The sequence below is a fragment of the Nocardiopsis sp. L17-MgMaSL7 genome, from assembly GCF_003182025.1.
In the GTDB taxonomy this organism is placed as follows: domain Bacteria; phylum Actinomycetota; class Actinomycetes; order Streptosporangiales; family Streptosporangiaceae; genus Nocardiopsis; species Nocardiopsis prasina.
The window spans coordinates 91,500-109,399 of sequence record NZ_QGTF01000002.1 but is presented as its reverse complement, the minus strand read 5'-3'; the positions used below and the strand labels follow the sequence as shown (position 1 = coordinate 109,399).

General features: G+C 70.9%; 13 protein-coding genes and 5 tRNA genes. 5 read left to right on the top strand and 13 right to left on the bottom strand.

Going from position 1 to position 17,900, the window contains the following annotated elements; genetic code table 11:
• Window positions 1-49: 49 nt before the first annotated feature.
• Window positions 50-1,420 (top strand): VTT domain-containing protein, encoded by a 1,371-nt coding sequence (locus tag BDW27_RS03150; RefSeq protein ID WP_110048156.1) that lies wholly within the window; start codon window positions 50-52, stop codon window positions 1,418-1,420.
• Between the two features lie 960 nt (window positions 1,421-2,380).
• Window positions 2,381-3,505, top strand: coding sequence for an alcohol dehydrogenase catalytic domain-containing protein (locus BDW27_RS03135; protein ID WP_158543561.1), 1,125 nt, complete (start codon window positions 2,381-2,383; stop codon window positions 3,503-3,505).
• Window positions 3,506-3,726: 221 nt separating this feature from the next.
• Here BDW27_RS03135 and BDW27_RS03130 read toward each other — a convergent pair whose 3' ends face one another.
• From BDW27_RS03130 to BDW27_RS03105, 6 genes are all read right to left on the bottom strand, one after another.
• Entirely contained in the window at window positions 3,727-4,551 is an 825-nt protein-coding gene (locus BDW27_RS03130) for an SDR family oxidoreductase (protein WP_110048153.1), read from the bottom strand.
• Between the two features lie 388 nt (window positions 4,552-4,939).
• A tRNA-Val gene (locus BDW27_RS03125) sits at window positions 4,940-5,013 on the bottom strand.
• Window positions 5,014-5,033: 20 nt separating this feature from the next.
• Window positions 5,034-5,108: transfer RNA gene (locus tag BDW27_RS03120), tRNA-Cys, on the bottom strand.
• A 48-nt stretch (window positions 5,109-5,156) separates the two neighbouring features.
• Window positions 5,157-5,229 (bottom strand) — tRNA-Gly (locus tag BDW27_RS03115).
• A gap of 73 nt (window positions 5,230-5,302) precedes the next feature.
• A tRNA-Gly gene (locus tag BDW27_RS03110) sits at window positions 5,303-5,375 on the bottom strand.
• 162 nt (window positions 5,376-5,537) lie between these two features.
• Entirely contained in the window at window positions 5,538-5,969 is a 432-nt protein-coding gene (locus BDW27_RS03105; RefSeq protein WP_017546789.1) for a roadblock/LC7 domain-containing protein, read from the bottom strand.
• Window positions 5,970-6,367: 398 nt separating this feature from the next.
• On the opposite strand from BDW27_RS03105, the gene BDW27_RS03100 reads away from it, so the two are divergent.
• Window positions 6,368-7,210 carry an aminotransferase class IV gene (locus tag BDW27_RS03100; protein ID WP_110048152.1) on the top strand — a complete coding sequence of 281 codons (843 nt, stop codon included), beginning with the start codon at window positions 6,368-6,370 and terminating at the stop codon, window positions 7,208-7,210.
• A 90-nt stretch (window positions 7,211-7,300) separates the two neighbouring features.
• On the opposite strand, the gene BDW27_RS03095 is transcribed toward BDW27_RS03100, so the two are convergent.
• Window positions 7,301-7,723, bottom strand: coding sequence for an SsgA family sporulation/cell division regulator (locus tag BDW27_RS03095; RefSeq protein ID WP_017546787.1), 423 nt, complete (start codon window positions 7,721-7,723; stop codon window positions 7,301-7,303).
• Between the two features lie 476 nt (window positions 7,724-8,199).
• On the opposite strand from BDW27_RS03095, the gene BDW27_RS03090 reads away from it, so the two are divergent.
• Window positions 8,200-8,273: transfer RNA gene (locus tag BDW27_RS03090), tRNA-Val, on the top strand.
• A gap of 150 nt (window positions 8,274-8,423) precedes the next feature.
• On the opposite strand, the gene BDW27_RS03085 is transcribed toward BDW27_RS03090, so the two are convergent.
• Entirely contained in the window at window positions 8,424-8,729 is a 306-nt protein-coding gene (locus tag BDW27_RS03085; RefSeq protein ID WP_199560528.1) for a PGPGW domain-containing protein, read from the bottom strand.
• Between the two features lie 556 nt (window positions 8,730-9,285).
• Here BDW27_RS03085 and thrS point away from each other — a divergent pair.
• Window positions 9,286-11,262, top strand: a complete 1,977-nt coding sequence (gene thrS, locus BDW27_RS03080; protein WP_017546785.1) for a threonine--tRNA ligase — start codon at window positions 9,286-9,288, stop codon at window positions 11,260-11,262.
• A gap of 102 nt (window positions 11,263-11,364) precedes the next feature.
• Here thrS and BDW27_RS27375 read toward each other — a convergent pair whose 3' ends face one another.
• The 5 genes from BDW27_RS27375 to BDW27_RS03060 all read right to left on the bottom strand — a co-directional run bounded on the left by BDW27_RS27375 (window position 11,365) and on the right by BDW27_RS03060 (window position 17,900).
• Window positions 11,365-11,523 carry a hypothetical protein gene (locus BDW27_RS27375; protein ID WP_017546784.1) on the bottom strand — a complete coding sequence of 53 codons (159 nt, stop codon included), beginning with the start codon at window positions 11,521-11,523 and terminating at the stop codon, window positions 11,365-11,367.
• Window positions 11,524-11,635: 112 nt separating this feature from the next.
• Complete coding sequence (locus BDW27_RS03075; protein WP_017546783.1) at window positions 11,636-12,322, bottom strand: hypothetical protein; 687 nt, start codon at window positions 12,320-12,322, stop codon at window positions 11,636-11,638.
• A 446-nt stretch (window positions 12,323-12,768) separates the two neighbouring features.
• Window positions 12,769-14,331 carry a serine/threonine-protein kinase gene (locus BDW27_RS03070; RefSeq protein WP_110048151.1) on the bottom strand — a complete coding sequence of 521 codons (1,563 nt, stop codon included), beginning with the start codon at window positions 14,329-14,331 and terminating at the stop codon, window positions 12,769-12,771.
• Window positions 14,332-14,658: 327 nt separating this feature from the next.
• Window positions 14,659-15,816 carry an acyl-CoA dehydrogenase family protein gene (locus BDW27_RS03065; RefSeq protein WP_110048150.1) on the bottom strand — a complete coding sequence of 386 codons (1,158 nt, stop codon included), beginning with the start codon at window positions 15,814-15,816 and terminating at the stop codon, window positions 14,659-14,661.
• Window positions 15,813-17,900: a biotin carboxylase N-terminal domain-containing protein gene (locus tag BDW27_RS03060; protein WP_110048149.1), complete on the bottom strand. Its 2,088-nt coding sequence runs from the start codon at window positions 17,898-17,900 to the stop codon at window positions 15,813-15,815. The genes BDW27_RS03065 and BDW27_RS03060 overlap by 4 nt, the downstream gene beginning before the upstream one ends.

Below are 17,900 nucleotides of genomic sequence, written 5' to 3'. Positions count from 1 at the left end.
CCGAGCCGCGCGACGGCTGGCCCCCGTCGTGGCACAGGATGGGGGCGGGGTGGGGGACTGGGAACAGTGGCTGCTGACCGTACCGGTCGGCGTGATCTACTCAGTCGCCCTCGTGTTGCCGTTCCTGGAGTCAGCAGTCTTCGTCGGACTGGTGGTTCCCGGCGAGACCGGGCTGCTGGTCGCCGGAGCGGCAGCGGGCCTGGGCCACGCGGATCCCTTGGTAGTGGCGGCCTGTGGAATCGTCGGAGCCGTGGCCGGGGACACCGTCGGCTTCCTCGTCGGTCGTGGCCTGGGGCCACGGCTGACCACCGGAAGGCTCGGCCGCATGATCGGTACCGCCCGCTGGGAACGCGCTGAGGGGTTCGTGCAGCGCTACGGTGGCCACGCGGTGTTCCTCGGCCGCTGGGTGGGGTTCGCGCGTGCCCTCGTCCCTGCACTGGCGGGCGCTGGCGGTCTGGGATACCGGCGCTTCCTCGTCTGGAACGCGTTGGGGGGTGCGGTGTGGGCGACGTCCGTGACCCTGCTCGGATACCTCGCGGGGCAGTCCTGGCAGCATGTGGAGCGGATCTTCGGTGCGGCCGTGATCCTGGTGCTGCTCGCCGGAGCCGTGGTCCTGGTCACTGTTGTCCTCGCCCGATGGATCGCCCGACACCCCGACCGCGTGCGCGGTTGGGTCGGGCGCCAGGTGGTGCGACCCGGCGTGCGAACGGTTCTCACACGCTACGACCGGCAGGTCCAGTGGCTGGGCCGCAGATTCCAACCGCACACGGTGCTGGGCCTGCAGCTGACCGCAGGGGTGGCGTTCATCGTGATCGGAGGATGGTTCTTCGGCGCGGTGCTCCAGGACGTCATCGTCGGCGAGGAGGCCGTCCGAGTCGACCGACCGATCCTGCACTGGTTGGCCATGCACCGAGACGGTGCCCTGACCTCGCTCGTCGTCCCGGTCCACGGTCTCACGGGTGTGTGGGGCTCCCTGGGCGTCGCCGTCGCCGGAGCCCTTCTGCTGCGGGGGCGCCTCCGGAACGTGGTCCTGGCCCTGGCGGCATGGAGTGGTGCTGCGGGCAGCGCTCTGGTGGTGGCCGCGTTGGTCGGGCGTTCCGGGCCACCACCGACCTGCGCCCTCGCCGCTGGGCCCACCAGTGGGTCCTTTCCCGCGTTCGAGGTCGCGACCACGACGGCCGTGGCCAGTGTCCTGGCCTGTCTTGCGAGCGGGCGGGCGCGTAGTTGGGTTCGCGCGGTGATCTACTGGACCGTGGCCGTGCTCTGGGCAGGCACGGCCGGAGCCCTGGCTGCCTACCTCGGTGTGGCGTGGGCCACCGACGTTCTGGGTGGCTGGGCCCTGGGAGCGTTGTGGTCCGCGGCCCTCGTCACCACGACCACCCAGTGGGAACGCTTGTCCGACTCCGCGTGCACGAGCTGAACCCGTTCCCGGAGGGAGGCTCCCCGGGTCCGCTCACACGCGGGCGAAACTCATGTCGGACCCGGCCCCACGAGTGCGAGGAGCGGAACGTTCTCAGCGGGTACGCCGAAGCGACGATCCATCAGGAGCCGGGCGACGCGAATGAGGAAAGCCCTTCACCGCTGAGCGTTCGGAGCGGACTGTTCGGAGTGGGTCTCCCCGTTGGTTGACCCGTACCCGCCTCCGCCACCACCGCCCGAGCCCGATCCCGGGCAGCCCGTAGCGAGGACGGCGACCGCTGTCGCGGCCAGGGCCCCGAGGAGTACCCGGCCCACACGCTGGGGCGGAATCTGACCGCGATTGGTGTCGTCCTGCATGACTCATCCCATCTGCGACCTGCCGGTATCTCTGGCTGCGAGACGCCAGCGGCGCCACCGTCAGCACCAGCATGAATACTCCATGTAATCATCCCGAGTCGTGCGGTACCGGAGCGGAACGGCCGTGCCGAACCGGACGCGCCGTTCGTTCGGGACCGCAAGTACGGGAAGGTGTGAGTAGGACACGCAGCCAACGGCTTGGATTCGCCTCAACCCTGGTGAGTGGGAGGACCTTCGGGCTGTTCGGCGTTGCGCTCGTACTCCGCCATCGCCTCCGGCGTGTTCAGCGGGGAGGGAACCCAGGTCGCCTCGGTCTCGGTCTCACCGCGCCGCGAAGGAGCGCTTGGCCGCCAGCGCGTGGACGGCAGCCAGCCCGGCCGCCGCCCGTTCCGCCCCCGCCGCCCCCGTTGCCGCGTTCGCTTGGCGAGCGTGTGCACCCTACGCACGCTTCACCCCCCTTGTGGGAGTGTGGTTCTCCCGAACACCCGACAACAGGACAAGTGGACCTGCGGGTAAGTACGCGGCCGGTCAGTCCTGAAAGTGAAGAGAATCACCACGATCGGTGACGCCCGTTGTGGCCACCGTGATGGTTAGAGTTCGGCCCATGCCCAAGATCAACGCTGCCCGTCTGCATGTCCCCGGCCACCCGCTGCAGGTCGAGACGGTCGACAAACCCGCCCCCGGGCCCAAAGAGGTCCTGGTCAAGGTCGCCGCGTGCGGCCTGGTCCCCAACTCCTACAACGTCGTCAACGGCCACACCCCCTTCACCCTGCCCGACCTGCCGGCAGTGTTCGGCCTGGACGCGGCCGGGACGGTGGAGGCCGTGGGCGAGCACGTCCTGGGCATCGAGGTGGGAGAGCAGGTCTACGTCGATCCGCACATGACCTGCGACACCTGCCACCAGTGCCGCAAGGGCCGCCAGGACCTGTGCGTGCACGGGTGCCTGCGCAGTTACATGGCCACGCGCAGCGACGGTCGGCTGCTCAACCAGAACCGCACCGGAGGACTCTCGGAGTACCTGCTGGCCCCGGACGCGCGCGTGGCCCGCCTGCCGGAGTCGATCGACCTGCTCACCGCGGCCCGGTTCGGTTACATCGGCACCTCCTTCGGCGCGCTGTGCAAGGGGGAGCTGAGGCCGGGTCAGACCCTGCTGATCAACGGCGTGACGGGAACGCTCGGGGTGGCCGCGGTGGCGATCGCCCTGGGGATGGGAGCCACCAGGATCCTGGGGGTGGGGCGCAACCGGAAGCTGCTGGCCCGGGTGCAGCAGATGGCGCCGGACCGGGTGGAGACGGTCTCCTCCGAGGACGGCGTGGACCTGGCGGCCTGGGCTCGGGGGCGCACCGGTGGCGCGGGTGTGGACGTGCTCTACGACTGCCTGGGCGTGGGCGGGCAGGGCAACTCCACCAACGCGCTGCTGCGGGGGGTCAAGCCCGGTGGGTGCGCGGTCCTGGCCGCGGGCGGGGTTGAGGGGCAGATCAGCCAGAGCTACGCCGAGGTGGTGGCGCGCGATGTGCGGGTCCTGGCCTCCAACTGGTTCACCTCCGGTGAGATCGACCAGATGATCGCGATGATCGCGGCCGGGGTGATCGACCTGTCGTTCCTGGAGCACCGCCCCTTCCCCCTGGCTCAGGTCAACGACGCCTTCGAGCTGGTGGGGTCGCGGCCGGGCGGCTTCGCCAACGTGGTGGTCCTACCGGCCTCGCTGGAGGCTCCGGTGGGCGTGTGAGGGCACGCAAGCAGCCCGGGGCGCCGGAAGGCGAGTAGACCGGGACGAGCCCCGCGCAACGCGACGTTGCGCGGGGCTCGTCGTTGGTCATGGACTGGGAGCCGCCCATGAGGAACATGATTGCCAGGAAGTTCTGGTTGCCGGCGCTGGTCCCCTGCCCGGCCGAGTGTAAGCCGGAAGGGGCAGGGGCGGGCTCCTGCGGTCGGCCCCGCCCCGGCCCGTCAGCCGGGGTTCCCGCCGACGGAGGAGGCGATCACACCGCCGTCCACCAGCAGGTCGGCGCCGGAGACGAACCCGGCGGACGGACCGAGCAGGAACTCCGCCGCGGCCGCGATGTCGGCGGGGGTGCCCACCCGGCCGGCGTTGGAGGCCTCCACCATCGCCCGAATCCTCTGCCCGTGCTCGCCGTCCAGCTCACCGCGGCCCATGGGCGTGGAGACCAACCCGGGGCTGATGCTGTTGACCCGCGCCCCCCGGGCGCCCCAGACGACGCTGGCGCCCTGCACCCGCAGCCGGTTGGCGCGCTTGGCGAACCCGTAGGCGCGCCCGGAGTCGGGGAAGCGGTCCTGCGCGGTGACGGGAAGGGACAGCAGGCGGTCGGCCGGTGCGGAGGCCAGCTGGACGGCCTCCTGCGGCGACAGCTCCACCGGACCGTAGGAGGCCATGCTGGAGATGACCAGGCCCGCCCCGCCCGGGGCGACGGCCTCGGCGAACTCCTCCAGCACGAGGGCCACCCCGAGCAGGTCCACTGCCAGGATCACCGGCACGGGGGCCTGGACCGGGGAGACCCCGGCGGTGTGCACGACCTTGCGCACCGGGCCCGCCCCGGCGGCGGCGCGCGCCAGCCCGGCGACGGAGCCCCGGTCGGCGATGTCGACCGGAAGCCCCGTCACGTCGTACCCCTGGCCCGCCAGCCGGTCGGCGACCGCCGACAGGAGCTCCTCGTCGCGGTCGGCGAGCAGCAGGCGCGTCCCCGCCCCGATCCTCGTGGCGATCGCTTCGCCCATGCCGCCCGCTCCGATGACCACGGTCACGTCGTCGGCCATGCCGCCCTCCTCCTCCGCGCGCTGTGGGTGCGGCGCCCACTGCGACACGGCGTTCGCCGGTTCTGTGACGACCTTCGTACCATCCGCGTTTCCGGGGCCGCGCCGGGGCCCGTCCCCGAGCCCGAAGAACGCGCTCGCTCTCGCGTTCGATCCCGTCGGGGCCGTCCGGTCGCTCCTGGTCATCGATGAGCTGGGTCGGATACCGGAGTCCGCCGCTCCGCTTCGCCAGGTCCGCGTCGGTACCGGCGGCCCCGAAGACCACGGAGGAGAGCCCGCACACCAGCGGGGCGAGCCAGCCCGTGACTGGCCCGAGCCATCGGCCGATGGTGGACACCGACCATGGAAACGACGGAAGCGGGCTCCCTAGGGAACCCGCTTCCGCTTGATGTGGGCGATACAGGACTCGAACCTGTGACCCCTACCGTGTCGAGGTAGTGCTCTAGCCAACTGAGCTAATCGCCCTTATGGAAATGTGGTGCGCATGGAGCCGGAGACGGGAATCGAACCCGTGTGCAGGGATTTGCAGTCCCTTGCCTCAACCACTCGGCCACTCCGGCATGCAAAGCACGGGGGAGCCGCGTGGCACCCATGCGTGCCTTACTCCGAGCGGACGACGGGATTCGAACCCGCGACCCTCACCTTGGCAAGGTGATGCTCTACCAGCTGAGCCACGTCCGCGTGTGTACGGGGTGTGTTGCCCCGAACCCGATCCGATTGTGCCACCTGAGGAGGCACGAGGCGAATCGTCTCGAGCGGACGACGGGATTCGAACCCGCGACCCTCACCTTGGCAAGGTGATGCTCTACCAGCTGAGCCACGTCCGCGCGGCGAGTGTGGTCGCGGGCCTCCGGGGCTTCCCGGTGCCGCGTCCCTCGCTGCGTTTAGAACTCTAGCGGAAGTTTCGGGGAAGTGCGAAATCGGTTCCGCGCAGGGGCTTTCGCGCCCTGCCCGTGGCAGGCCGGACCGGCCCGCCGCGGTGGCAGGAGCTACTTCTCCACGTGGGCGGGTGTGGACGGCATGTCGGGACGCGGTGGAGCGGACAGGTACTGGCCGACCCGCTCGATCACCTTGTTCATCTCGTAGGCGATGAGCCCCACGTCGCTGTCGGAGTCCGACATCAGGGCCATGCACGCGCCCTCGCCCGCGGCGGCCACGAAGAGGAAGGCCCGGTCCATCTCGATGATGCTCTGACGGATGTTCCCCGCGGAGAACTGCTTGCTGGCTCCCCCCGCGAGGCTGTGCAGACCGGAGGCGATCGCGGAGAGGTGCTCGGCGGCGGGCCGGTCGAGTCCGCTGGAGGTGGCCATGAGGAGGCCGTCCGTGGACAGCACGATGGCGTGTTGGGTGCCCGAGGCGCGGGTGAGGAGGTCGTCCAGCAGCCAGCTGAGTTCGCCGCGGGCGGTGCTCGGTGGGGTCATGTCTCTCTTCGCTGTGTCTGGTGCGGTCGTGGGCGAGGGGCGCGCGCGTGCTGCGGGAGGCTTCGCGTGTACCGGCAGGGGATGCGGCTGGGGGTGGCTGCTACCGGTCCCGCATAAGCGTTGCCCAGATGATAGTCATTCGTAACTTATCTGTCCGTCACGAGCCATCGTTTCAGGGTGGGTCGTGCCATGGGAGCAGCCACTCTGACCTGTGACGACACCATGTGAAAACCCGTCGACTTACCGGACCGGAGGCCGGTGCCGGACAAGGGCCTTGCCAAGGCGCGGCCCCGGCGGGTAGGGCCGGCTGCGGGATCACAGGCGGGACGGGCCGCGGAGGTGGCAGGATTCGGGGTGTCACCGGCCCGACCAGGGGCCCAGAGAACGTGGGGGTTGGAATGAGGGTGTGGATCGCGGGAGCCGGTCACGGCCAGGGCGCCGTGCTGGAGGAGAGGGACGCGCGAATCCCCGTGGCCGACCACGGGATCACCGTCGGCGACGGCGTCTTCGAGACGGTGCGGGCGCAGGACGGCAAACCGTTCGCGCTCACCCGCCACCTGAAGCGGTTGGCGCGCTCCGCCCAGGGGCTGGGCATGGACGAGCCGGACCTGGAGCTGATCGCCGACGGCGTCGCCCAGGCGGTGGCGGCCAACCCGGAGATGACCGACGCCCGGGTGCGCATCACCGTCACGGACGGGGCGGGGCCGCTCGGTTCGGACCGGGGCCAGGGCGAGCAGACCGCCATCGTGGCCCTGGGCCCCTTCCCGGGCATCGCCCCCTCGACGAACGTGGCCCTGGCACCCTGGCCCCGCAACGAGTTCGGCGCGCTGGCCGGACTGAAGACCACCTCCTACGCCGACAACGTGCGCGCGCTCGCGTACGCGCGTCAGAGGGGCGCCAGCGAGGCGGTCTTCCGCAACATCGCGGGGAACCTGTGCGAGGGCACCGGCAGCAACGTCTTCGTGGTGCTCGACGGAAGGCTGGTCACCCCGCCGCTCTCGGCCGGCCCGCTCGCGGGCATCACCCGCGAACTGGTCCTGGAGTGGTTCGGCGGCGAGGAGGAGGACGTTCCCATGGAGCGGCTCCCCGAGATCACCGAGGCCTTCCTGACCTCCACCGGCCGTGACGTCCAGGCGATCCTCAACATCGACGACCAGAAGGTGTCGACGGAGCCGGGCCCGGTCACGCGGAAGGCGATGGCCGTGTTCGCGGAGCGCTCCGCGGCCGACATCGATCCGTGACGGACGCCGCGCCGCGGTGAGGCGCGCAGAGACGAAACAGGAGGACGGCGCCCCGGCGCCGTCCCCTCTTCGTTCCTGACCCCCGTGTACCTAGGAGTGGAGGTGCTGCTGGATCTCCTCGTCGAGGTCCACGAACTGGCCCTCCTGGCCGGCCGGGACGATCTCGTAGGTGCGGTGGAGGAACTCCGCCAGCGGTGAGACCTGGGTGTCGAACTCGGCCTGGCCGAAGGGCGAGGAGAGCGCGATGCTGACCGAGCGGTCGCCGCTCTCGTCCTTGGAGGGCCACACGCGGACGTCGCCCTCGCCGACGGGGCGGACGATGCCCACGGTGAGGAGCTCGCGCGCGAAGATCCACTCGACGGGGTTGTCCTCGCCGGTGTGGAACGCGACGCGGATCGCGTACGGGTCGTCAGCGCTGTAGTCGAGTCGCGCGACCAGGGGAACCGCGGTGCGCTCCGGGACCACGAGTCGCAGGCCCAGCTCGGCGGTGGCAGTGGTGTCGCTACTGTTCATGTTCGCCAAACCTTTTCTCGTCCGGCCCAGAGTCCTGGGGCGCGGGCCGGTTGCCGCCTCACTCGCTCCTACGCGGCTGTCCGCGGACTATGACGTGAGTACGGGAACTTTCTTGGTCGGTGGGACCGGAGATCTCGCTGTCCGCCCTGCGGAGCCAGCGCGCCGCCTGGCGGCACCACGATCCTTCGTCACTGTAATGACCAGGGGAAACCAAAGATTTCCCCATGTTGAGTGGCCCGTGTCACGCGGAGGTCGATCCGCGGTCGCTACGGGAGGGTTCACGGGGTCGGGAACTCCTACTCATTGCGGGGATCATGGCTGATGAGGGAGCCTCGTGGGAACCCGTTGACCAGCATATGTGACCTCGATCACGCAGCTATGTGCCCGCTGGGCGGGTTTGCGTGCGTCGAACACTCCGGAACATGCGCTAGAGTTTTTCTTGTCAGGCCGACGAGGCCGGACAGGGCAGCAGACCGGGGCGATTAGCTCAGTTGGCTAGAGCGCATCGTTCACACCGATGAGGTCACTGGTTCGAGTCCAGTATCGCCCACAGTAAAGAGGGGCCCGGTTCGTATCGCACGAACCGGGCCCCTCTTTTTTTGTTTTGGTCGGGTCAAGCTCGGGCAACGTGCGCGTATGCGTCTCCGTGCGGGTTTCGGAGCGGGTGAGGGCCGGGAAAGGTGCCCACCCATTCGGGAGGTCAGTCCGGGGGAGCGGTGCGTCCACGGCGCGCGGCTCTGGCGGCCCTGCGCTCGCGGCGGCGCTCCAGGAGCTGGTCCTTGGTCCTCAGCGCCCACTTCTCACCCCGGCGAGCCCACACGCGAGCGGGCCTCAGCAGCCGGTGCGCCCAGTGGAACTCGGTGCTGATGATGAGGAGTCCGAGGAGGATCGAGGCGATCCCCGGTCCGGGGACCACCAGCATGACAACCCCGGCCAGGATGACGACGGTGCCCACCGTGCCGACCAGGACGCGCCACGGCAGGTGCAGGGCCGGGTGGGTGTGCATGCGTCTGCGGAACAGGCGGAGCCGCGCGCGCAGGCGCCTCCACTGTCGTACACGGGCGTGGCGAGTGGGGGATGTCTCCGGGGCCGGTGGCCCGTTTGGTGGGCTCGGTGACATGCGCTCACAGTATTCGGTCGATGCGACTGGTGCTTTCGGGTCGGGCTGGGTTCGCTGGATCGGATGTCTGCTGATTCTCACCGATCTCACGGGTCGGATCAATGGTTCCTCCCAGGACGGTGGAGAAACCTCGAAAAACGTGATGATTCATGACAGAACCTTCGTATGTGCGCGGGTTCCTCCTCGTCAGGGGGCGGCTCGGCCGTCTCACGGCTTCTTCGGCAGAGACAGACGGGGAGGCCGAATTCCACGACCGAATCACGACTGTCCTCCCTTGTGTGGACTTTCCCGTCGCCTTGTCGGAGCGTCCGGGCCCCTGTGGACAACCAGAGGCACCCTCCTTCCGGAGCCGATAGCATCGGGGTGCGCAACACCCGTGCCCCGCGCACCCTCGCGGGCCGGTCCGCGTCCACCACATCGACGTACATCCCTAGGAGTCACCGTGTCCGCCGCGTCTGAGCTGCACATCACCCTCGCCGGAACCCCGCGTGCGGTGGCGGCCACGACCACCGCGGGCCAGGCGCTGGAGGCGGACGGCAGGACCGTGATCGCCGCCCTGGTCAACGGTGAGCCCCGCGACCTGGCCTGGGAGCTCTCCGACGGCGACGCCGTCGAGCCGATCGCGATCGACTCCGAGGAGGGGCGGGCGATCCTGCGCCACTCCACCGCGCACGTCCTCGCCCAGGCGGTCCAGGAGCTCTTCCCGGAGGCCAAACTGGGCATCGGCCCGCCCGTCGAGAACGGCTTCTACTACGACTTCGACGTCGCCGAGCCCTTCACCCCCGCCGATCTCAAGGGCATCGAGAAGAAGATGCAGCAGATCATCAAGCAGGGGCAGCGCTTCGACCGCCGCGCCGTCTCGGACGACGACGCCCGCGCCGAGCTGGCCACCGAGCCCTACAAGCTGGAGCTGATCGGCCTCAAGGGCGGCGCCGCCGAAGCGGCCGAGGGCGCCTCCGCCGAGGTCGGCGCCGGTGAGCTCACCATCTACGACAACGTCCACCCGCGCACCGGCGAGCTGTGCTGGAAGGACCTGTGCCGTGGTCCGCACATCCCCACCACCAAGGTGATCCCGGCGTTCAAGCTCATGCGCACCGCCGCCGCCTACTGGCGCGGCAAGGAGACCAACCCGCAGCTCCAGCGCGTCTACGGCACCGCCTGGGAGACCAAGGACAAGCTCAAGGAGTACCTGGCCTTCCTGGAGGAGGCCGAGAAGCGCGACCACCGCAAGCTCGGCTCCGAGCTCGACCTCTTCTCCATCCCGGACGAGATCGGTTCGGGCCTGGCCGTCTTCCACCCCCGGGGCGGCATCATCCGCCGCGTGATGGAGGACTACTCCCGCAGGCGGCACGAGGAGAGCGGGTACGAGTTCGTCTACTCGCCGCACGCCACCAAGAGCGCCCTGTTCGAGAAGTCGGGGCACCTGGACTGGTACGCGGACGGCATGTACCCCCCCATGCAGCTCGACGGCGGTCAGGACTACTACCTGAAGCCGATGAACTGCCCGATGCACAACCTGATCTTCGACGCCCGCGGGCGCTCCTACCGTGAGCTGCCGCTGCGCATGTTCGAGTTCGGCACCGTGTACCGGTACGAGAAGTCCGGCGTGGTGCACGGCCTGACCCGCGCCCGCGGCTTCACCCAGGACGACGCCCACATCTACTGCACCCGCGAGCAGATGGCCGACGAGCTCGACTCGCTGCTCACCTTCGTGCTGGAGCTGCTGCGCGACTACGGCCTGGAGGACTTCTACCTGGAGCTGTCCACCAAGGACCCGGAGAAGTACGTCGGTGACGACGCCAGCTGGGAGGAGGCCACCGACACCCTGCGCCGGGCCGCCGAGAAGCAGGGCCTCGAACTGGTCCTGGACCCGGGCGGCGCCGCCTTCTACGGCCCGAAGATCTCCGTGCAGGCCAAGGACGCCATCGGTCGGACCTGGCAGATGTCCACCATCCAGCTGGACTTCAACCTGCCCGAGCGCTTCGACCTGGAGTACACCGCGGCCGACGGCACCCGTCAGCGCCCGGTGATGATCCACCGTGCCCTGTTCGGTTCCATCGAGCGGTTCTTCGCCGTCCTGCTGGAGCACTACGCCGGGGCGTTCCCGGCGTGGCTGGCCCCGGTCCAGGCGGTGGGCATCCCCATCGCCGACGAGCACGTCCCCTACCTCCAGGAGGTCGCCGCCAAGCTGCGCGCCGAGGGGATTCGGGTCGAGGTCGACTCCAGCGACGACCGGATGCAGAAGAAGATCCGCAACGCGCAGAAGCAGAAGGTCCCCTTCATGCTGCTGGCCGGTGACGAGGACATCAGCAAGGAGGCGGTCTCCTTCCGTTACCGCGACGGCTCCCAGAACAACGGTGTGCCCGTGGACGAGGCCGTGGCCGAGATCGTCGCGGCCGTCCGCGAACGCCGCCCCTAGGGGCGGCGGAGCGCCGCGGAGAGACGCGCGTACGCCCAGGACGAGAGGAGCGCCCGTCCCCCGTGTGGGGGTGGGCGCTCCGTCGTTGCGGGGAGGGGCCGGTCAGCCGCGCTCACGCGGGCCCTTCGGGTCCTGGTCGTCCTTGAAGAGGTCCTCACGGGAGATCTGCGCGGTGGCGTTGGGGTCCGAAGTGGTCTCCTCCTCGTCGTCGCGGAACAGGTCCGCGCGTGAGATGCGGTGCGTGGCGTTGGGGTCACTCATGGGGTACTGCTCCTTGTGCGTTGGGGTACGCCGGATTTTATCGGCCCCCTGTGACAGGGGCGCACGCCCGGGGGCGGCGCGCACGGCCCTGACCGGGTCCGGGGGTGAGGGTTCAGGACCCGGCGGTGTCGTGCGCCCAGGCGCGGGCGGGCACCCGGCTGACCAGTTCGATCAGGTAGTCGGCCGCCGCCAGGGCGCGGTCGGGGTCCAGGCGCAGGGTCGCCCAGGTCAGTACGTGGCCGCCGGTGAAGCGCACCGGGAAGGAACGGGATCGGGAGTCCGCCAGCAGCCAGGAGACGGTGTCGTGGTCCAGGACCGCGTCGGTGAAGCGGTCGTCGGAGCCGTCGGTCCGGAAGGCCTCGGCGAACGAGCGGCGGACCTCCTCGGGCCCTCCGCTGGCGTCGAGGGAGACGGTGCGCGCCAGGTCGCGTCGGAGGATCTCCAGGTCGGCCCCGGGACCCGGGGTGTGCACGGCCACGACGCGTCGGGTGCGCCGTGGCCGCCCCGTGCCGCGTCGCGCGTTCGGGTCGGAGTGGGTGAGCTCGAACATGGTGACCAGGTGCGCGCCGCGTCGGCCGGTGAGCACGTGCCGTACGCGCGGGTCCGGGCCGTGCAGGGCGACCGGAAGGGTGGCCTCCTCCAGGGGGCGCGGGTGGTGTTCGGTGTAGTGCCAGCCGTGTCCACGCGCCCAGCTCTGGAGCTCGGTGACCCGTTCCTTGCGAAAGTGCGCGGCGACCGTGATCGCCCCGGCCGACACCACGACGGCTACCAGGGCGATCAGGGACAGTGCGCCTTCCATCCGGTGTCTCCTCCGGTGGGGAACGGTGAAGCGGCCGGGGACCCGTTGGCGGGCCCGCCGTGGCGGGCCGGGTCTCGGCGAACCCGAAGAGCAGGGGGTTCGCACCGGCCGTGTGGCTCCATTCTGTGCTGCTTGACGGCCCTTGTCACCCCTTGGGCCGGTTACTCCGGTGCGCTCGGGAGTGTGTACGCTCCGTGATCAGGGTCCCGTCTCCGGCTGCTCGCGGCCGTGGACGGCGCCCCGGGGTTCGGAGCCCGGGGCGGCCGCCCGGAGTACGGAAACACTGCGTGGAACGGGTTCCGGGGTGCGGCTCCGCGGGGCTCGGGGGTGCGCTTTGTCCTCTGACACGCGCCCCGCGCCCGCTCCGCGGCACGCGCGGAGGGGTGTCCGGAAGTGGCCAGTCGAGTCCCCAGGGAACCGGGTTCGGGCGTCGGCCTTCACCGAGCTCATGTGCACTTTGTGTAGTCAACAGAGAACTCCGCGTCCGTCACGCTGTAGCAGACCCCGACCGGCGGGGCGCCGTCCACGTCCTTGACGTAACCGTTCTCGCGCACGACGAGGAGCCCGGTGTCCGGCGCTCCGTCGAACCCCACGGAGAAGCGGACACCGGCGTCGTCGGCCTCCTCGAGGGGGAAGTGACCGGGGGAGTACTCACCCTCCTCCGTGAGGACGGCGAACTGATCCTTGGCGAACCCGTACGCGTACGCGGGATCCTGGGCGCCGTGGAACTCTCCCTGGAAGACGAGGGTCCCGTCCGGGGACCGTTCCGGCGCCGAGACCCTGATGGTGGCGCCGTCGCGTCCGGGGGCACCCATGGTGAACTCGGCCCGAACCTCCTGCGCAGTGGAGCCGCCTCCCCGTCTCTCAGTGCCCACCTCGTTGCGCCGTCCCGCGTTGACCGCCGTCTCGGTGGCCTCGGGCGGCGGCCAGCGCCCGGTCCGGTCCGTCACGTCGCCCTGGCGGGCACCCCCCTCGTTCACGCCGGACATCCCGATCCGGTCAGGGGTCTCCCCGGTGCCGCCGTGCCGTACGCCCACGACCGCGCCCGCCGTGACCACGGTGGCCACCGCCAGGACCGCCGCTCCCCGACGAAGGAGACGCCGGTGCCGGGAGGCTCCGCTGACCACGGCCGAGGACCACTCCTCGCGCACGATGCGGGTGGCCACGACACCGGTGTCCGGTACCCCGCGGCCGTTCCCCAGGACACCGAGGATCTCGTGCGGTGCGGGCCGGTACCCCGGGAGGGGGCTCAGGGACGCGTGCACCAGCGAGGCCAGTTCCAGGGGCACGCCGTTCAGGTCGGCCTCACCGCGCATGACCCGGCGGACGACGGCCTCGGGGTTCCCCCGGCCGAAGGGGTTGCGTCCGGTCGCTCCGTAGGCGGTCAGCTGTCCCCAGGAGAACACGTCCGAGGCGGCCGTCGCGGGACCTCCTCGGAAGCGTTCCGGGGCGATCCAGCCCGGGGTGCCCATCACGCCGCCGGGGAGTGCAGCGCCGTCCAGGGTTCCGGCGATGCCGAAGTCCAGGACTCTGGGGCCGTCGGGGGAGAGGATCACGTTGCTCGGTTTGAGGTCGCGGTGGATGACCCCGGCGGCGTGGATGTCGGCCAGGGCGGCGGCCATCCCCGCCGCGAGCCCGGTCAGGGGGCCTCCGCGCAGCGGACCGCCCCTCTCCACCTGCTCCTTGAGCGTGGGACCGTCCACGTACGCGGTGGCCAGCCAGGGCACCTCCGCATGGGGAGCGGCCCCCGCGAAGCGGGGGACGAACGGGCTGCGAACCCGGCTCAGGGCGTCGACCTCCCTGGCGAACCGGGAGCGGAACTCGGGTTCGTCCGCCAGTTCGGGGTGCACGGCCTTGACCGCCACGGGAGGACCGATCCAGGGCCGCGCGAGGTAGACGGTGCCCATCCCGCCGGCGCCCAGCCGCCCGACCAGCCGGTGCGGACCCAGTCGGGCCGGGTCGTGGGCGCTGAGAGGGCGCACGGCCGACACCGTGGCGCGCCTACCCATGCCGCTCCTCCCGTTCGGAGACACGGCGGTGGGACCAGGGCACCTGGTCGGTGGCGACCCTCCGGCTCAGGGCCGGGCCGGTCGGGGTCCCTGGGGACGGCTCGGAGGGCAGGAGAGCGTCGGTGCGGGGAGAGGGTGTCACTGTGTCGAAACCTCGGGGGTAGGGGTCCGAAAGCGAGCCTCATTCTCCCAGTGACGAGTCGGTCACGCGCGAAGTGGCTCCAGCACGGTTGACGCGCCGCAGCCCCGAAAAGTTCGGCCCCCAGGGCCGGAGGGCGGCGGCCCCGGGGCGTCGCCTCTCCGACCGGCGCCCCGGGACCGTCGAGCCTAGGCGGGCAGGCCCAGCTCGCGGGCGATCAGCATCTTCTGCACCTCGCTGGTGCCCTCACCGATCTCCAGGATCTTGGCGTCCCGGTAGAAGCGGCCCACGGCGTAGTCGTTCATGAAGCCGTAGCCGCCGAACACCTGCGTGGCGTCGCGGGCGTTGTCCATCGCCGCGTTGGAGGCGATCAGCTTCGCGATGGCCGCCTCCTTCTTGAACGGCTCACCGGCCAGCATCCGGGAGGCCGCGTCGTAGTAGGCCAGGCGGGCGCCGTACGCGCGGGCCTCCATCTCGGCGATCTTGAACTGGATCGCCTGGTAGCGGCCGATGCTGTTCCCGAAGGCCTGCCGCTGGTGGGCGTAGCGCACGCTCTCGTCCACGCAGCCCTGGGCCAGCCCCACGGAGAGCGCCGCGATGGCGATGCGGCCCTCGTCCAGGATGCGCAGGAACTGGGCGTAGCCCCGGCCGCGCTCACCGACCAGGTTGGCCTCGGGCACCCGGCAGTCCTCGAAGACCAGTTCGTTGGTGTCCGAGGCGTTCCAGCCGACCTTGGAGTACTTCTGGCCGACAGAGAAGCCGGGCGTCCCGCTGGGAACGAGGATCGACGAGATCTCCGGACGCCCGTCCTCGCGCCTGCCCGTCACGGCGGTCACGGTGACCAGGGCGGTGATGTCGGTGCCCGAGTTGGTGATGAACGACTTGGTCCCGTTGATCACCCACTCGCCGTCCTCCAGGCGGGCGGTGGTCCTCGTCGCTCCGGCATCGGAACCACCGTCGGGCTCGGTCAGCCCGAAGGCGCCGAGGGCCTCGCCCGAGGTGAGCCTGGGCAGGTAGGTCTTCTTCTGCTCCTCGGTGCCGAAGCGGTGGATCGGCATCGCCCCCAGGGACACACCGGCCTCCAGGGTGATGGCCACGGAGGAGTCCACCCGCGCCAGCTCCTCCAGGGCCAGGCACAGGGCGAAGTAGTCGCCGCCCATGCCGCCGTGCTCCTCGGGGAACGGCAGCCCGAAAAGGCCCATCTGACCCATCTTGGCGACGATGTCGTACGGGAAGGCGCCCCGCTCGTAGAAGTCGCCGATCACCGGCGCGACCTCGGTCTGGGCGAAGGTCTCCACGGCGGCCCGGAGGTCGGCGTGCTCGGTCGAGAGTTCGTGGCGGTTCATCGCTGCTCCTGGGAAAGGGTGACGGCCGGGTCCTCGGCCGACGCGGGGAGGGGTTCGACGGTGACCAGGACAGCGTCCATGGGCACCGGCACCCCGGGGCGGACCGCCACGGTGGTGACGGTCCCGTCAACGGGTGAGGGCACCGAGTGCTCCATCTTCATCGCCTCGACCACGGCGAGGGTGGTCCCGGCGGAGACCTCCTGGCCCACCTTGACCGGGACGTCGAGCACGGTGCCCGGCATGGGGCTGCGGACCGTGCCGTCGGCGGCGGCGTCGTCCTCACGCAGGGCGGCGGCCACCGGTTCCTCGTGCAGGCTCCACGCCGCGCCGCCGAGCCCCAGCCAGCGGTGGTGCGTGCCGGGCTCGTCGGCACGGGCGTAGGTGACGGTACCGCCGGAGCCGGTGACGGTGAGCCGGGTCCCGTCGGCGGAGCGGTGGCCCCTGAGGGCGACGGGGGCGTGGTCCTCCAGCTGGACCAGGTAGTGCCCGGCCGCCCCGTCGCGCCGCACCCGCACCACGGTGGCCTCGTGCCCGGGCGCGCGCAGCCGCCACGGGGTCCAGGCGGGGCCGCCCATGCGCCAGCCGTCCGGGACGGCGAAGCGGTCGGGGCCCGGCGGCCCCTCCAGGTCCAGTTGGTGGTCCAGGGCGGCCGCCGCGTACACGGCGGGAAGCAGGTCGGGGGCGCCCTCGGGCGGGTCGGTGGCGATGAGGTCGGTGCTCAGGTCTCCGGCGACCACGCGGGGGTGGCGCAGCAGCCGTCGCAGGTAGGCGGTGTTGGTCACGCAGCCGAGCAGCGTGTGGGCGGCCAGGGCGGCGTCCATCCGCCGCAGGGCCTCGGCCCGGTCCGCGCCCCAGGTGACGACCTTGGCCAGCATCGGGTCGAAGTCCGAGGTCACCGCCCCGCCCTGGGTGATCCCCGAGTCCACGCGCACGTGGGGCCCGGAGGGCTCCTCCAGGAGGAGGATCGGTCCGCCCGAGGGCAGGAAGCCCCGGTCGGCGTCCTCCGCGTACACGCGGGACTCGATCGCGTGCCCGATCCAGGAGACGTCCTCCTGGGCGAAGGGCAGCGCGTCCCCGTAGGCGACGCGGACCTGGAGCTCCACCAGGTCGACGCCGCGTTCACCGCGCACGGCCACGACCTCCTCGGTGACCGGGTGCTCGACCTGGAGGCGCGTGTTCATCTCCAGGAACGAGTAGGACAGTTCGCCGCCGGGACCGGTCTCGGCGATGAACTCCACGGTGCCCGCGCCCACGTATCCGCAGGAGCGGGCGGCGGCCACCGCGGCCTCGCCCATGGCGGCGCGTTGGGCTTCGCTGAGCAGCGGGGAGGGGGCCTCCTCCACCACCTTCTGGTGGCGGCGCTGGAGACTGCACTCGCGTTCACCCAGGTGGAGGACGTTGCCGTGGCCGTCTGCCAGGACCTGCACCTCGATGTGGCGCGGCCGCTGGACCAGCTTCTCCACCAGCAGGGTCGAGTCGCCGAAGGAGGCCAGCGCCTCGCGGCGGGCGGCGGCGGCGTCGGCGACCAGGGTGTCGGGCGAGCGCACCTCCCGCATGCCCTTGCCGCCGCCCCCGGCAGAGGGCTTGATCAGCAGCGGGTAGCCGGTCTCCTCGGCGGCACGCAGCAGGGCGTCGTCGTCCATGGGCTGACCGGGCTTCTCGGTGAATCCGCCCAGCACCGGCACGCCGGCGGCGGCCACGGTGTCCTTGGCGCGGATCTTGTCGCCCATGGCCTCGATCGCCGAGGCGGGCGGGCCCACGAAGACCAGCCCGGCGTCCACGCAGGCGCGGGCGAACCCGGCGTTCTCGGACAGGAAACCGTACCCGGGGTGCACCCCGGTGGCCCCGCAGTCCACGGCCAGGGCGACGATTCCGTCGGAGTCCAGGTAGTGGTCGACTCGGAGCGCCACGTCGGCGGCGAGGGTGTGCGGTGCCCCGGTGTCGGCGTCGGTGTACACGGCGGCGGGGCTGATGCCCATGCCGCGCAGGGTGCGGATGACGCGCAGCGCGATCTCGCCCCGGTTGGCGACCAGGACGCGCGTGACACCCCCGCGCGACGCGGTGGTCTGTGGTGTGGTGGTCAA

Excerpts from the sequence above, each read along its gene's own strand:
- BDW27_RS03085 (WP_199560528.1), bottom strand. The coding sequence starts at position 8,729 with ATGCACACCCACCCGGCCCTGCACCTGCCGTGGCGCGTCCTGGTCGGC.
- BDW27_RS03070 (WP_110048151.1), bottom strand. The coding sequence starts at position 14,331 with ATGGGTAGGCGCGCCACGGTGTCGGCCGTGCGCCCTCTCAGCGCCCAC.
- BDW27_RS03130 (WP_110048153.1), bottom strand. The coding sequence starts at position 4,551 with ATGGCCGACGACGTGACCGTGGTCATCGGAGCGGGCGGCATGGGCGAA.
- BDW27_RS03105 (WP_017546789.1), bottom strand. The coding sequence starts at position 5,969 with ATGACCCCACCGAGCACCGCCCGCGGCGAACTCAGCTGGCTGCTGGAC.
- BDW27_RS03135 (WP_158543561.1), top strand. The coding sequence starts at position 2,381 with ATGCCCAAGATCAACGCTGCCCGTCTGCATGTCCCCGGCCACCCGCTG.
- BDW27_RS03095 (WP_017546787.1), bottom strand. The coding sequence starts at position 7,723 with ATGAACAGTAGCGACACCACTGCCACCGCCGAGCTGGGCCTGCGACTC.
- BDW27_RS03100 (WP_110048152.1), top strand. The coding sequence starts at position 6,368 with ATGAGGGTGTGGATCGCGGGAGCCGGTCACGGCCAGGGCGCCGTGCTG.
- BDW27_RS03075 (WP_017546783.1), bottom strand. The coding sequence starts at position 12,322 with ATGGAAGGCGCACTGTCCCTGATCGCCCTGGTAGCCGTCGTGGTGTCG.
- BDW27_RS03065 (WP_110048150.1), bottom strand. The coding sequence starts at position 15,816 with ATGAACCGCCACGAACTCTCGACCGAGCACGCCGACCTCCGGGCCGCC.
- BDW27_RS27375 (WP_017546784.1), bottom strand. The coding sequence starts at position 11,523 with ATGAGTGACCCCAACGCCACGCACCGCATCTCACGCGCGGACCTGTTC.